The 13,592-nt window shown below is 70.0% G+C and carries 12 protein-coding genes and 1 pseudogene; 7 read left to right on the top strand and 6 right to left on the bottom strand.

The window, feature by feature from the left end:
* Nucleotide 1: 1 nt before the first annotated feature.
* Nucleotides 2–931, bottom strand: coding sequence for an NADP-dependent oxidoreductase (locus ACFYQ5_RS02130; protein ID WP_389191727.1), 930 nt, complete (start codon nucleotides 929–931; stop codon nucleotides 2–4).
* A gap of 131 nt (nucleotides 932–1,062) precedes the next feature.
* Here ACFYQ5_RS02130 and ACFYQ5_RS02125 point away from each other — a divergent pair, with 131 nt between their 5' ends.
* The 6 genes from ACFYQ5_RS02125 to ACFYQ5_RS02100 all read left to right on the top strand — a co-directional run bounded on the left by ACFYQ5_RS02125 (nucleotide 1,063) and on the right by ACFYQ5_RS02100 (nucleotide 8,209).
* Nucleotides 1,063–2,769: a bifunctional 3'-5' exonuclease/DNA polymerase gene (locus ACFYQ5_RS02125; protein WP_389191724.1), complete on the top strand. Its 1,707-nt coding sequence runs from the start codon at nucleotides 1,063–1,065 to the stop codon at nucleotides 2,767–2,769.
* Between the two features lie 28 nt (nucleotides 2,770–2,797).
* The gene (locus ACFYQ5_RS02120) at nucleotides 2,798–3,856 is read left to right on the top strand and encodes a DUF2804 domain-containing protein (protein WP_389191722.1); all 1,059 of its coding nucleotides are present in this window, start codon (nucleotides 2,798–2,800) and stop codon (nucleotides 3,854–3,856) included.
* 36 nt (nucleotides 3,857–3,892) lie between these two features.
* Nucleotides 3,893–4,573, top strand: coding sequence for a phosphotransferase (locus ACFYQ5_RS02115; protein ID WP_389191719.1), 681 nt, complete (start codon nucleotides 3,893–3,895; stop codon nucleotides 4,571–4,573).
* Between the two features lie 376 nt (nucleotides 4,574–4,949).
* Complete coding sequence (locus ACFYQ5_RS02110) at nucleotides 4,950–6,224, top strand: family 16 glycosylhydrolase (protein ID WP_389191716.1); 1,275 nt, start codon at nucleotides 4,950–4,952, stop codon at nucleotides 6,222–6,224.
* A 76-nt stretch (nucleotides 6,225–6,300) separates the two neighbouring features.
* Entirely contained in the window at nucleotides 6,301–7,512 is a 1,212-nt protein-coding gene (locus ACFYQ5_RS02105; RefSeq protein ID WP_389191713.1) for a beta-1,3-glucanase family protein, read from the top strand.
* Between the two features lie 337 nt (nucleotides 7,513–7,849).
* Complete coding sequence (locus ACFYQ5_RS02100; protein WP_389191711.1) at nucleotides 7,850–8,209, top strand: hypothetical protein; 360 nt, start codon at nucleotides 7,850–7,852, stop codon at nucleotides 8,207–8,209.
* 104 nt (nucleotides 8,210–8,313) lie between these two features.
* Here ACFYQ5_RS02100 and ACFYQ5_RS02095 read toward each other — a convergent pair whose 3' ends face one another.
* From ACFYQ5_RS02095 to ACFYQ5_RS02075, 5 genes are all read right to left on the bottom strand, one after another.
* Nucleotides 8,314–8,625 carry an SCO5918 family protein gene (locus ACFYQ5_RS02095; protein WP_389191708.1) on the bottom strand — a complete coding sequence of 104 codons (312 nt, stop codon included), beginning with the start codon at nucleotides 8,623–8,625 and terminating at the stop codon, nucleotides 8,314–8,316.
* A gap of 56 nt (nucleotides 8,626–8,681) precedes the next feature.
* On the bottom strand, nucleotides 8,682–9,086 hold the full coding sequence (locus tag ACFYQ5_RS02090) for a CBS domain-containing protein (protein ID WP_389191705.1): 405 nt from the start codon (nucleotides 9,084–9,086) through the stop codon (nucleotides 8,682–8,684).
* 45 nt (nucleotides 9,087–9,131) lie between these two features.
* Nucleotides 9,132–10,637: a DEAD/DEAH box helicase gene (locus ACFYQ5_RS02085; RefSeq protein WP_389191702.1), complete on the bottom strand. Its 1,506-nt coding sequence runs from the start codon at nucleotides 10,635–10,637 to the stop codon at nucleotides 9,132–9,134.
* A gap of 325 nt (nucleotides 10,638–10,962) precedes the next feature.
* On the bottom strand, nucleotides 10,963–11,166 hold the full coding sequence (locus ACFYQ5_RS02080) for a cold-shock protein (protein ID WP_389191699.1): 204 nt from the start codon (nucleotides 11,164–11,166) through the stop codon (nucleotides 10,963–10,965).
* Nucleotides 11,167–11,883: 717 nt separating this feature from the next.
* Nucleotides 11,884–12,222: a MerR family transcriptional regulator gene (locus tag ACFYQ5_RS02075; protein ID WP_389191696.1), complete on the bottom strand. Its 339-nt coding sequence runs from the start codon at nucleotides 12,220–12,222 to the stop codon at nucleotides 11,884–11,886.
* Nucleotides 12,223–13,211: 989 nt separating this feature from the next.
* Between ACFYQ5_RS02075 and ACFYQ5_RS02070 the strand changes: the two are divergent.
* Nucleotides 13,212–13,592: pseudogene (locus ACFYQ5_RS02070) on the top strand (hypothetical protein); the annotation flags it as partial.

The raw sequence follows: 13,592 nt of genomic DNA, 5'->3' as shown, positions 1-13,592 counted from the left end.
CTCAGTGCTCCCCGGGGAGCAGGACGAGCTTGCCGCGCACGTGTCCGGCCTCGCTCAGTTCCTGGGCCCGCGCCGCCTCACGCAGCGCGAATGCCCGCTCGACAGGGATCCGCAGGCCGCCGGCCGCCGCCGCCTCCGCGTACTCCGCGAGCCGCCTTCCCTCGTCCGGGCGGCTCCCGCCGCCCGCCGAGAAGGCCACCCCGTAGTGAGCCGCGTCCGGGTCGGCGATGGTGACGATCCGGTCGGCCGTGCCGCCGCGCAGCTCCACCGAGTCCGCCAGCGCGCCCTTGCCCGCCGCGTCGAGCACCGCGTCCACTCCCTGCGGCGCGGCCTCCCGCACCCGGTCCACCTGCCCCGCCCCGTACGCCACCGGGATCGCGCCGAGCACCCGCAGATAGTCGTGGTTGGCCGGAGAGGCGGTCCCGACGACGGTGGCGCCCCGAGCCGCGGCCAGCTGGACGGCGGCGGACCCGACGGCGCCGGACGCCCCGTGCACCAGCAGGGTCTCGCCCGCGGCCACCGCGAGCTCGTCGAGCACCCGGGCGGCGGTCAGGGTCGCGACGGGCAGCGCGGCGGCCTCCGCCCAGCCCAGTCCCTCCGGCTTCGGAGCCACCGCTCCCACATCGGCCAGGACGTACGCCGCGTACGCGCCGGTCGCGCTCCGGCCGAGCACCTCGTCGCCGGCCGCGAACTCCGTGACCCCCGCACCGGTCTCGTCGACGACCCCGGCGAACTCGCTGCCGGGCGTGGCGGGCAGCGGGGTGGGGAACGCCGCCTCCATCCAGCCGTTGCGGATCTTGTGGTCGACCGGATTGACCCCGGCGGCCCTGACCGCCACCCGGATCTGCCCGGGGCCCGGGTGGACGTCCTCGACCTGGGCCCGGCGCAGGACCTCGGGGCCGCCGAACTCCTCGTACACGATCGCTTCCATCACCGTCTCCTCCGCCGCCTGCCGCGTTCCCGGTACGCGCCGCGCGCACCGCACTCCGATCCTCGCGGCAGTCGGACACGCCCGCCCGGCGAGCGGGGCCCGCTGTCAGTGCCGGGTGCAAGACTCGGCCCATGACCGAACGTTGGGCTCTGGCCAGTGCGGAAGGGGGCGGCGCGCTCCTCGTGCCGCTGACACGCGACGGCCTGCCCGCCGGTCCCGTCCTGACCGAGCCGGACCTCGTCGAGTCCGTCCGCACCCGCCCCGAGGTGATCCGCTGGGTCTGGCGTTCGACCGCCGGAATCTACCCCCGGCTGCTCGCGGCGGGGGTGCGGGTCGAGCGGTGCTACGACATCGAGTGCGCCGAGCTGCTGCTGCTCGGCCACGAGGGGCGACTCGGGGAGCCCCGCTCCGCCGCGGCGGCCTGGGCCCGGCTGCGGCACGCCCCGGTGCCGCCCGATCCGCCGCCCCGCTCGGCCGAGCCCGGCTCCCAGTCCTCCCTCTTCGAGCCGCGCTCCGGCGCCGACCTGCCGTTCGAGGCGCTGCTCCAGGTCTACGCGGAGCAGCTGCGCCGGCACGAGGCGACGGAGCACCCCGGCAGGATGCGGCTGCTCACGGCCGCCGAGTCCGCGGGCATGCTGGTCGCCGCCGAGATGAACAGATCCGGGCTCCCCTGGCGCGCCGATGTGCACCGCGACGTGCTGAACGACCTGCTCGGCGAGCGCTACGCGGGCGGCGGCGAGCCCCGCAGACTGGCCGAGGCCGCGGACGAGGTGTCGGCGGCGTTCGGCAGACGGGTCCGGCCCGACCTGCCGGCCGATGTCGTGAAGGCGTTCGCGCAGGCCGGGATCAAGGTGAGGTCGACCCGGCGGTGGGAGCTGGAGGAGCTCGACCACCCGGCGGTGGAGCCGCTGATCCGCTACAAGAAGCTGTACCGCGTCTGGACGGCGCACGGCTGGAGCTGGCTCCAGGACTGGGTGCGCGAGGGCCGTTTCCGCCCCGAGTACCAGCCGGGAGGCACGGTCAGCGGGCGCTGGACGACCAACGGCGGCGGGGCGCTGCAGATCCCCAAGGTGATACGCCGGGCGGTCGTCGCCGACGAGGGCTGGCGGCTGGTCGTGGCGGACGCCGACCAGATGGAGCCGCGCGTGCTGGCCGCGATCTCCCGCGACCAGGGGCTGATGGAGGTGGCCGGACACGAGGGCGATCTCTACAAGGCACTGTCCGACCGGGCGTTCCACGGCGACCGCGACCACGCCAAGCTGGCGTTGCTGGGCGCGATCTACGGGCAGACCTCGGGCGACGGCCTGAAGAACCTGGCAGCGCTCCGGCGGCGGTTCCCGCACGCCGTCTCCTACGTCGACGACGCGGCGAAGGCCGGCGAGGAGGGCCGCCTCGTCCGGACCTGGCTGGGCCGCACGAGCCCGCCCGCCGCAGGGGCGGGCGAGGACGGTGAGGCGGGCATCCCGCAGGAGAGCGAGGAGCCCCCGGCCGGGGAGAGCTCCGGCGGATACGGCATCACCCCGGGCTACGCCTCGTCGAACGCCCGGGCGCGGGGCCGCTTCACCCGCAACTTCGTGGTCCAGGGCAGCGCCGCGGACTGGGCGCTGCTGCTCCTCGCCGCGCTGCGGCGGACGCTCGCCGCCGGGGGGATGCGGGCGGAACTGGTGTTCTTCCAGCACGACGAGGTGATCGTGCACTGCCCGGCCGGAGAGGCGCCCGCGGTGGTGGAGGCGATCCGCGCGGCCGGGGAACTGGCCGGGCGGGTCGCGTTCGGGGAGACGCCGGTGCGGTTCCCGTTCAGCACGGCCGTCGTCGAGCGCTATTCGGATGCCAAGTAGCCCGCTCGTGCCGCTATAGGCTCCGGCCATGGCGACGCACGAGCACGAGATCACCGAGCCCGTCGACCTCTGTCTGCCCGACGGCAGCTTGAATCCGGCAGCGGTCGGCTGGTCCAGGAAACCGCTGCACCGGGCCAACCTGCGGGGCTGGGGCAGGACGAAGCGGTGGGAGTACTGGTGCGTGACCACACCCACCCATCTGGTGGCCCTGACCGTGAGCGACCTCGACTTCCTGGCCTTGAACACGGTCTACGTGCTGGAATTCGGCCCCGGCGGACGCGAGTTCGAGTGCTCCTCGGTCGTCCCCGCCGGCCGGGGCGTCCGCCTCCCGGACGCCGTCGCCGGGGCGCCGGGCTCGGAGGACGTGATCGTCGGACCCGCCCGCCCGACCGGGGGCAAGGTGCGTATCGAGATCCGTGACGAGAACGCCGGAACGAGGCTGCGTGCCCGCTGCCTGACCCCGGACCGGTTGCCGCTGGAGGTCGGCCTCCTGGTGTCACGGCCGGAAGGACACGAGTCGCTCTCCGTGGTCGTGCCATGGAGCGAGCAGCGCTTCCAGTACACCTCCAAGCACACCGCGCTCCCCGCCTCCGGCCGGGTACGCGTCGGCAGCGAGATCCTGACGTTCGGCGGCGGGGAGGACAACGACACCTGGGCCGTCCTGGACCACGGCCGCGGGCGCTGGCCCCGTACGGTCGACTGGAACTGGGGCGCCGCGTCCGGCCGCACGGACGGGCACACCGTCGGCCTGCAGTTCGGCGGACGCTGGACGGAGGGCACCGGCTCCACCGAGAACGGCCTCTGCGTGGACGGACGGCTCACCAAGATCGGCGAAGAGCTGGACTGGCAGTGGTCCGTCACCGACCCGCTGGCCCCCTGGACCCTCCGTACGCCTTCGTCCGGTCAGGTGGATCTCACGTTCACGCCGTTCCACAACCGGGCCGTGCACACGGACGCCGGGCTGATCGCCAACCGCACCGACCAGTGCTTCGGACACTACGACGGCCGGATCCGTACGGACCACGGAGACGAGATCGCCGTGGAACACCTGCTGGGCTGGGCCGAGGATGTTCACATGCGCTGGTGACTCCCCGGGCGGCACCGGCGCGGGTAGGTTTTCCTCATGCATATAGGCGCACTCCTGGGCTCGGGCCGCACCGCCGACGTGTACGCACTCGACGGCCCCTGGGTCCTGCGCCGCTACCGCCACGGCATCGACACCACCGGTGAGCTGGCCGTGATGTCGTACCTCTCGGCCTCGGGCTTCCCGGTCCCGCGTATCGGTCCGCCGGCCGAGGACTCGCTCCCCACGGACCTGGTGGTGCAGCGGCTGACCGGCCCGACACTGGCCGAGGCGCTGCTGGCCGGCACGGTCTCCGAAAGCGCGGGCGCTGACCTGCTGGCCCGGCTGCTGCGGGAGCTGCACGCGATCCCTCCACGGCTCTCCCAGGACCCCGGGGACCGGATTCTGCACCTGGACCTGCACCCGGAGAACGTGATTCTGACACCCGAGGGGCCCCGGGTGATCGACTGGCTGACGGCGGACGAGGGGCCGCCCGCGCTGGACCGGGCCATGACCTCACTGATCCTCGCCCAGGCGGCCCTCGACCCCTCGTTCCCCGCGGGCGCTCAGGTCCGGGACCTGCTGCCGGCGCTGCTCTCCCGGTTCGAGGGCGACGGCGGTGTACCCATCGACGCCCTCGCCCGCGCCACCGCCCTGCGCGCGACGAACCCTCAGCTCACCGCCCACGAGAGGGCGGTGCTGGACGAGGCGGCGGAGCTGGTCGCCTCGCCGGCGGCCTGACCTCCTCAACCGCTCCCGGCGCCGGTGCCGCTCCCCGTTCGCGGTGCCCGTACGGCGTCGAGGGGTCGCTGACCTCGCGCGCGAAGCCGGCGAGGTCAGCTGCGGGAGTCCGACGGCGCCTTCGGCCTTAAGTCCGAATTAAAAACGCCTTAAGCGATCCCTACCTCACCGCACTCCCTCAAGTAACCGCAGGTCAGGGCGCTTTTCATCGTGGAAACCACAGTTGGCCGAGCCGAGGCGACTGCGTAGCATCAGGCTCCGCCGGCGCCGACCACCGCAGGACGAAAGCGCTCTCGGAACGCGCTCCCGCACGCCCCTCCGCACGTCCCCGCCGGCTCCGCGTCCTGCTCTTCCCCACAGAAAAGGTACGTAGTCCATGGCCGCTCACCGCGCACGCAGATGGTCACTAGGCGGACTGGTCGTCCTGCTCTCCGCCGCACTCACCGCCGCTTTCCTGATCACCACCACCGGGCCCGCCACCACCCGGGCCAACGCCGCCCCCACCGCCGAACAGACGTGGGCCGACGAGTTCGACGGCGCCGCAGGCAGCGCGCCGGACTCCTCGAAGTGGACTCTGGAGACGGGCGGTTCGGGCAACGGCAACAACGAGTTGCAGTACTACACCGACAGCACCCGGAACGCGTCCCTGGACGGCAACGGGAACCTGGTGATCACCGCTCGCAAGAACAGCGACTCCGGCCTCCAGTGCTGGTACGGGACCTGCCAGTACACCTCCGCGCGGCTGAACACCGCGAAGACCTTCACGCAGGCGTACGGCCGCTACGAGGCCCGGATCAAGATTCCGCGCGGCCAGGGCATCTGGCCGGCCTTCTGGATGCTCGGCGACGACCTCGGCAGCGTGGGATGGCCGAACAGCGGCGAGATCGACATCATGGAGAACGTCGGCAAGGAGCCCAGCACCGTCCACGGCACCATCCACGGTCCCGGCTACTCGGGCGGTGCCGGCATCGGCGCCTCGTACAGCCTGCCGGACGGCAAGGCCTTCGCCGACGAGTTCCACACCTTCGCGGTGGACTGGAGCCCGGAAGCCCTCGTCTGGTCGGTGGACGGTCAGACCTACCAGACGCGCACTCCCGCCGATGTGAACGGCAACAAGTGGGTCTTCGACCATCCCTTCTTCATCATCCTGAACCTGGCCGTCGGCGGTAACTGGCCCGGCAGCCCCGACGGTTCCACCGCCTTCCCGCAGACCATGACCGTCGACTACGTACGGGTCTCCGCCTCGGACGGTTCCGGCGGCGGCACAGGCACCACCGGCCCGATCAAGGGAATCGGCGGCATGTGCGTCGACGTCGCGGGCGCGTCGAACTCCGACGGCACCCCGATCCAGCTGCACGACTGCAACGGCGTCGACGCCCAGAAGTGGACCCTGGCGGACGACGGAAGCGTGCGCGCGCTGGGCAAGTGCCTGGACGTGCAGGGTGGTTCCACCGCTGACGGCGCCGACGTCCAGCTCTACACCTGCAACGGCACCGCGGCCCAGAAGTGGGTCCACACCCAGGCCGGCGACCTGACCAACACCGGGGCGGACAAGTGCCTCGACGCCACGGGCGGTTCCTCGGCCGACGGCACCCGGCTCCAGATCTGGACGTGCACCGGCGCGACGAACCAGAAGTGGACCGTCGGCTGACCCTCGGAACCCCGGCCCCCCACCCACCCGTCGGGCTAACGTCCCCCCACCTACCCGAACGAAGGAAGCCCCTCACATGACCCCCCGCCACCAGCGCAACGTCTCCCGCCGCAAGCTGCTCACCGCACTGGCCGGAGCCGCTGTGGCCGTCCCCGCCATCGCCGTGATCGCTCCGCACGCCCTCGCCACGATCGACTCGGACGACGCCGGCACGAAGGCCGGGGCCGCCGGTGCCCTGCCGCTGACGATCGTCAACAACTCCGGTTCGTTCGCCAACTCCTCGGTGTTCGTCTACATCGTGGGCAACCAGGACGGCAAGCAGGTCCGGGTCACGCCCGAGGGCGACCTGGCCCCGATCTCCCTCTCGGACAACGGCGCCGACGGCTTCACCGACTACGCCATAGCCCTGTCCGGCAGCGGCGAGACGAAGCTGTCTCTGCCGTACATGTCCGGCCGCATCTACGTCGCCCTCGGCGACAAGCTGAAGTTCAAGGCGGTGGCGGACGGGAACGGCAACGCCTCACTCCAGTACCCCGCGGGCTGGGTGACCTCCGACCCCAACTACTCCGTGCTGCACGACTGTGCGGAGTTCACGTACAACTCCTCCGGGATGTACTGCAACACCACCATGGTCGACATGTTCAGCGTCCCCCTGAGCATCGGTCTGACCGGCTCCAAGGACCAGACCGTCGGCACCCTGCGCGACGGCGGACGCGCACAGGCCTTCGCGGCTGTCAGCGAGATCCCGGAGTTCGCCCCCCTCGTGGTGAGCGACCGGCGCATCATCGCTCCCGGCCACGGCCTCGACGCGGGGATCTTCGACAAGGACTACCTCGCCCCGTACATCGACGAGGTGTGGAGCACCTACACGGGCAAGGACCTCACGGTGACCACCAACGCGGGCGCCTTCACCGGCCGGGTCCGCGGCGACCAGTTCGTGTTCGACGGCCCGGCGTCGGTCTCCTTCAGCAGGCCGACCACCCGCGACGTGCTCTTCTGCGACGGCAACCTGGCCGCCCCCAACGACGGCACCACCGGCCCCGTGGCCGCCGTCCTGGGCGCGGGCTTCAACCGCTCCACGCTGGTCAGCAACCCGGCCCAGCCCACCACGGACCCCGCCACCTTCTACCGGTCCTCGCCGCTGACCAACCACTACTCGGCGGCCATCCACGCGGCGACCGTGGACGGCAAGGCGTACGGCTTCGCCTTCGACGACGTGGCCGACTTCGCCTCGTACATCCAGGACACCGCGCCCACGGGGGCCCGGCTGACACTGACGCCGTTCTAGACCCGGCGCCGTTCAGTGAGCTGTGGGGCTCGATTGTCAAGGACGGTAGGCAGAACAGCGGAGCTGCCGTAGAAGAGGTCTGTCACTCCAAGACATCCTCACCACGGGAGCTCCGCTGTTGGAGCGGGCTGGTCTAACCTCACGGTCTTCCCAAGCAGCGGCGCGACTCGACACGGAGGTAAGCCGACTCGTCCCCCCTCGGACCAGGCGGAGAATGGGTGGCTGCCGTGCCACTCACAGGCGGTTCAGCGCCTTCAGCGACAGGGCCTCAGCGCCGTCCTGCCCGGAGCGGCACCGCAGGAAAGCAGGCCGATGGTCGACGAATATAATCGGCCCCATGTCGAAGCCTGACGCGCTGCTTGTTGACGTTGCCGCCCTGGTGGAGTCCGGGCGCAGCAATCAGATGTCGTTGACCGTGGTCGCCGGTGGTGCTGTTGTCACGGGCCGGCTGGCTCCCGAAGCGGTCTGGAGGCAGCGGGTGTCGGAAGTCCTCGCGGACTCGGCCCGCCTGAGCGACTTCTCCGCCATGTTCACCACCGCTGCACCCGAGGAAGGGCCGCCCACGCATCTGCACTTCCATGTGGCGCGGATTCTGCAGGGCACGGTGGGGATCCCGGAGACGGGCGGGATGTACCGGGTCGCGATCGAGGACGTCAGCGCCTGGACGATGGGCGACTTCAGCTACTCCGACCACTGACCCGCTGCCTCGCCGGGACACCTGGGTACGCGGTGAGGGTCCGGCCGGAGTGCGTCGGCCGGACCCTCACCGCTGCTCGCTGACGGCTCGCGCCTGCCCGTCGGTCAGGCGGCCACAGGGGCGCCGAGCATCGCGGACGCCTGCTGCAACGGGTCGAGAACCCGAGTGGGTGCGGGGGCCGGGGCTGGACCGCGGCAGGTGAAGCCGAGCTGGGTCATGGCCCGCAGGACTTCTCCTGCGCTGAAGTCGCGGCGGTCCTGGCGTGTGATGACCTGGCCGACCTGTTTGACGGGGTAGGTGCGTCGGCCGATGATCACGGACTCGCCGGACGACTGCTCGGGCTTGATGCCCTTCATCGATTCCAGGACGCCGCTCTTGGTCAGGTCGAACGGGAAGCGGGCGATGACACAGCGCATGATGCCTCACAGGAAGAGGAACGGAGCGGTAGTGGTTCTGCCGCGGATGGGACAGCTCAGCGGGCGAGGGCGAGGACGCCCAGGGCACTGCCGTGTTCGTCGACCACAGGCAGGGCATCGACGTCGCTGTGGTGCATCATGTGCCCGGCTTCGGCCATGGTGGTCACCGGTGAGGTGAACGGCCCTCGGTCGCCGAGGATGTCCCGCAGCTGGACCCTGTCCGAGTACGCGGCGCCGTCACGAACTGCTGCGAGCCGGGACTGGGTGACCAGTCCGGTACACAGGCCGCTGTCGTCGCAGACGAGCAGATGCCCGGTACGAGCACTGGCCATGACCGCCAGGGCCACCTCGACGGTCATGTCGTCGCAGACCTGCGGCCCGGCGGTCTCCATCACGTCGGCCACCGTCCTGCCTACGGGAGTGGCGTGCGTCGGGCCCGGCTGCATCTGGACCAGCGTCAAAAGGTGCCTCCTGCACAGATGGGTCAGCTTACGGATCACGACGTTTCAGGCAGCCGCGTCGAAGGAGGACTGATGCGCGGTCACGCGCCGGGCCGCCGAGGCGGGGCTGCGCCGGCCGCGTGAAGACGCGCTGCGTCGGCGCCGCTCGACCACCGGCGCGGTGATCGTCACCGGAATACCGGAAGGGGCCTGGGCACCGGTGATCCGGCCGAGTGCCTCCTCGCCGGAGCGGACCTGGGTGGTCTGGGGCACGATGCCGGCAGCGGTCATGAGGCGGGTCATGTCGCGGCGCTGGTTGGGGGTGACCAGGGTGACGACGCTGCCGGACTCCCCTGCCCGTGCGGTACGGCCGCCGCGGTGGAGGTAGTCCTTGTGGTCGGTCGGCGGGTCGACGTTGACGACGAGGTCGAGGTTGTCGACGTGGATGCCGCGGGCGGCGACGTTCGTCGCCACGAGCACGGTGACATGTCCGGTCTTGAACTGGGTCAGGGTCCGGGTGCGCTGCGACTGCGCCTTCCCGCCGTGCAGTGCGGCGGCCCTCACACCGCTGGCCAGCAGGTGGTCGGTGAGCTTGTCCACGGCCCGCTTGGTGTCCAGGAACATGATCACCCGGCCTTCGCGCGCCGCGATCTCGGTCGTCGTCCGATGCTTGTCGGTGCCGTGGACGTGCAGCACGTGGTGCTCCATCGTCGTGACCGCTCCTGCGGAGGGGTCGACGGAGTGGACGACCGGGTCGCTGAGGTAGCGGCGGACCAAGCGGTCGACGTTACGGTCCAGGGTGGCGGAGAACAGCATCCGCTGACCCTCGGGTCGGACCTGGTCCAGAAGCTCGGTGACCTGGGGCATGAAGCCCATGTCAGCCATTTGGTCGGCCTCGTCCAGCACGGTGATCGCGACCTGGTCAAGCCGGCAGTCACCACGGTCGATGAGGTCCTTGAGCCGGCCCGGCGTCGCCACGACCACCTCGGCACCACCGCGCAGCGCGTTGGCCTGCCTGCCGATCGACATTCCGCCGACGACGGTGGCCAGGCGCAGCCTCACCGAGCGGGCGTACGGGGTGAGCGCGTCGGTCACCTGCTGAGCCAGCTCGCGCGTCGGCACGAGGACCAGGGCCAGCGGCTGGCGGGGCTCGGCACGCTGACCGGCGGTGCGGGCGAGCAGGGCCAGGCCGAAGGCGAGGGTCTTGCCGGAGCCGGTACGCCCGCGTCCCAGGGCGTCGCGGCCCGCGAGGGTGTTGGGCAGGGTCGCACCCTGGATCGGGAACGGAACGCTCACCCCCTGCGCGGTCAGCGCCGCCAGCAGCTGCCCCGGCATGTCGAGGTCGGCGAACGCCTCGACGGCGGGCAGCGCGGGAGTGACCGTGACCGGCAGAGCGAACTCGCCCTGGCCGCCGGCAGGCCGCCGCCCCTGGCCACCCGAGCGGCCCGAACCGCCGGAACGGGCCGGGGCAGCGGAACGGGTCGGGGCGGTCGAGTTGAAGCGGCTACCGCCCCGGCCGGAGTCGGCGGTACGGCTGCGGGAAGAGCGGTTGCTCGTACGTGTGGGGTTCATTCAGAACCTTCCTTGATACGGCACGTATCAAGGAATTCCCGCAGCGGAGGAACAGCGCGGGGAATCACAAGAACGGGCCGAGCGGAATGCGAAAATAAATGAGATCTGCGGTTGATCCCGGAGTGGGATGCAGACCATGGAATGAGCGACGCCATAGGGGCGAGGAATCCAGTTCCACCGGCGGGTGGGACTCCGAAGGAGTGGGCAGCAAGAAGACTCTGAGGGCGGAGGTTCTGCCGCAGGTGGCACCACTCCGGGAGAATGCCCGGAGCTGGGGCCCGCACCCCGAAGGATGCGGGCCCCAGCTACGAAGTGCGCGTCAGCGTCAGGCGGGAACGATGTTCCCGGCCGTCGGGCCCTTCTGACCCGGTGCGATGCCGAAGGTGACCTTCTGGCCTTCGAGCAGCTCGCGGAAGCCCTGGGCGGCGGTGTTCGAGAAGTGGGTGAACACGTCAGCGCCGCCACCGTCCTGCTCGATGAAGCCGAAACCCTTGGCTGCGTTGAACCACTTCACGGTGCCTGACGCCATGTCATATCTCCTTCGGGGGCAGGTACGTCGAGATCCGTCATGCACGGATGCCGCGTCGCCGCGATGATGCCCCGCCCGGAGGGAAACCGGAAATACAATGAAGCTTCTACTGGTTGAAAATACCCATGCCGAAGCTTGAAGTTTTGGGAACCACGACTGCAACTGAGATCGACAGTAGCATGCCGTAATGGTCCGCGTACGGTGAATAATTCCACTCTCTTTGCTGCGGTAAAAACACTCCCGGCACGGCGCATTGAACCCTCACGCCGTGGCCATAGATATTGGCCCACCCCGAGCACAGCGTTGCAGGAAGGATGCTCACCCTTCACGGCGCAAGGATGCCGACCACTCGAATGCAGGTCAGCTCACCAGCGCGTCGCCCGTCAGGACGAAGGGCCGGGGAGGGCGGACCTGCGGCCGAACAGCCCAGGGGCGCGGCCGATGTTCGTGGGCTGGGGGCTGTCCGGCCCGGGGCGTCGTCACACATCACGGCCTGACCCGCCTGGAGCTCGCGGCAGCCCGAAGGGCACAGCACGAACTGAGCAGTACGCGTCCGGGAAGCTGCCCTGGGCGCTGCAGCCGAAGCCCTTCACCGTGCTGAAGTCAACCCGCAGATCATTCGATCGAGCATGACAACCGCAGGGGGAGACGGCCCTTGAGCGCACTTCCGGCAGGTGGGTTCGGCACCTGTCGGTTTTCCACCGGACGCGCAGGGCTTCAGGCCGCGGGCGGTGTGCTGGGCGGCTTGGTGTCCCGGTGGTGTTCGGCGTTGATGCGCTGGGCTTCTTCGAGTTGGTCCTCAAGGATGACGATGCGGCAGGCGGCCTCGATCGGGGTGCCGGCGTCGACGAGTTCGCGGGCGCGGGCGGCGATGCGGAGCTGGTAGCGGGAGTAGCGGCGATGGCCGCCCGCGGAGCGCAGGGGCGTGATGAGGCGCGCTTCGCCGATGGCGCGGAGGAACCCTTGCGTGGTGTTGAGCATCTCGGCTGCCCGGCCCATGGTGTAAGCGGGGTAGTCATCGTCGTCGAGACGGCCGAACGAGTCGTCTGCTGTCATCTGTACCTTCCTGTGGAACACGCGTCGGAGGGGCCCTGGTGCCATTGGCACCAGGGCCCCGAAGGAACTACTACACCATCAGCCGGCCTTGAACGGCTACGCCGGCTCTGTGTTTCCGCATACCTGCCGGGAAGAGGTCCGGGGGTTGCGGGGATCGCGGTTGCTCGACCGGAGACCACCTCACTCACGATGTCCTGCGGTACCCGGGCCCAAAACTTCCGCCCGGGCGATCCTGATGGCGCTCAACTCCTCCGTTCTTTCCCTCTGGGGAAACTATTCTCGTACTCCTGGTGGCCTCTCACAGCGCCACTTCGGCAGCCAGCCCCGTCGCCCGTCCTGCATATGCTCTGGCTTAGAACCCCACTGCCGAACTTCCCGGTACGCGCGCCGCAGCCTGACGCCATTTACCGAGGGACCACTGGTACTGCGGACTGCACTTGCGTCCTGCGGTTCTGCTCACAGCAGCCCCTGAAAACTGCGGGCCACCCGGTCCGGTCGCCAGCCCCGTCGCCATCCTGCAACAACCCCGGCTTCGGAACTCCACCACCGCACCGTCCTGCGCACTGCAACTGCTGATTACTGCTGCCCGGCAGTTCATCCCTGCCAGGCCCTGCTGTCCTTCTTGGGTACGAGAGAAACCATAACCACCCCGCACCCCAATGTCTACCTCAGTCAGCATAGATTTCCAGATGTCAGCCAGGAAGACTGTCTGCCTGGGCTACCGACGGAGCGCGGGTGGGTCATCCCGCCGAGACCATTCCACCCGACCAGGACCGCGGACCTTCTTCCGCAAGGCTGCCCTCGCCTCCGTCACCGCGACCTGGGCCCAGTTCCTGGGTCATGCGGGCGTTGGCTTGCGCTTGGGCAAGGTACGCGCGCCCTGCCCGCAGAAGCTCTCCAGCCCGGGGGTTCATCGAACATCCGCATCGATACCATCGGGTGAGACGTCATTGGCGGCAAACTCGACCAAGGCAAGGGGACGGACGAGCGTGACAGGTGGCGCGGCGCGGTTGCGAGTTCCCGTGGGCGGGGACGCGGCGCGGTGGGTCACCCGCGCGGGCTGCCGTCGTGTCTTGCTCATCGTGCACAACGTGACGTCCGCGACTCGCCTGCTGGACGTACTCCCTTTGTTCCACAGCGACCTTCGCGTGCAGTTGTTCGCCGCATGCACCGGCTCCTCGCCCTTTCTGGCGGGAGTGCCCGAGCTGTTGGCGCAGGCAGGACTACCGGTACTTCCTTGGGAACAGGCCAAAGACACCACGTTCGACCTGGCGGTGTCGGCGAGCTACGGGGGTGAACTAGAGCTGATTCAGGGCAAGTTGGCCATACTGTCACATGGGGTTGGGTACAATAAGAAGCTGGCGAGACCG

This window comes from Streptomyces sp. NPDC005794, from assembly GCF_042871445.1.
Classification (GTDB): domain Bacteria; phylum Actinomycetota; class Actinomycetes; order Streptomycetales; family Streptomycetaceae; genus Streptomyces.
This window is presented reverse-complemented; position numbering and strand designations above follow the sequence as displayed.

Bases quoted from the DNA above. Each gene is read 5' to 3' on its own strand.
- ACFYQ5_RS02130 (WP_389191727.1), bottom strand. From the start codon at position 931: ATGGAAGCGATCGTGTACGAGGAGTTCGGCGGCCCCGAGGTCCTGCGC.
- ACFYQ5_RS02125 (WP_389191724.1), top strand. From the start codon at position 1,063: ATGACCGAACGTTGGGCTCTGGCCAGTGCGGAAGGGGGCGGCGCGCTC.
- ACFYQ5_RS02120 (WP_389191722.1), top strand. From the start codon at position 2,798: ATGGCGACGCACGAGCACGAGATCACCGAGCCCGTCGACCTCTGTCTG.
- ACFYQ5_RS02115 (WP_389191719.1), top strand. From the start codon at position 3,893: ATGCATATAGGCGCACTCCTGGGCTCGGGCCGCACCGCCGACGTGTAC.
- ACFYQ5_RS02110 (WP_389191716.1), top strand. From the start codon at position 4,950: ATGGCCGCTCACCGCGCACGCAGATGGTCACTAGGCGGACTGGTCGTC.
- ACFYQ5_RS02105 (WP_389191713.1), top strand. From the start codon at position 6,301: ATGACCCCCCGCCACCAGCGCAACGTCTCCCGCCGCAAGCTGCTCACC.
- ACFYQ5_RS02100 (WP_389191711.1), top strand. From the start codon at position 7,850: ATGTCGAAGCCTGACGCGCTGCTTGTTGACGTTGCCGCCCTGGTGGAG.
- ACFYQ5_RS02095 (WP_389191708.1), bottom strand. From the start codon at position 8,625: ATGCGCTGTGTCATCGCCCGCTTCCCGTTCGACCTGACCAAGAGCGGC.
- ACFYQ5_RS02085 (WP_389191702.1), bottom strand. From the start codon at position 10,637: ATGAACCCCACACGTACGAGCAACCGCTCTTCCCGCAGCCGTACCGCC.
- ACFYQ5_RS02080 (WP_389191699.1), bottom strand. From the start codon at position 11,166: ATGGCGTCAGGCACCGTGAAGTGGTTCAACGCAGCCAAGGGTTTCGGC.
- ACFYQ5_RS02075 (WP_389191696.1), bottom strand. From the start codon at position 12,222: ATGACAGCAGACGACTCGTTCGGCCGTCTCGACGACGATGACTACCCC.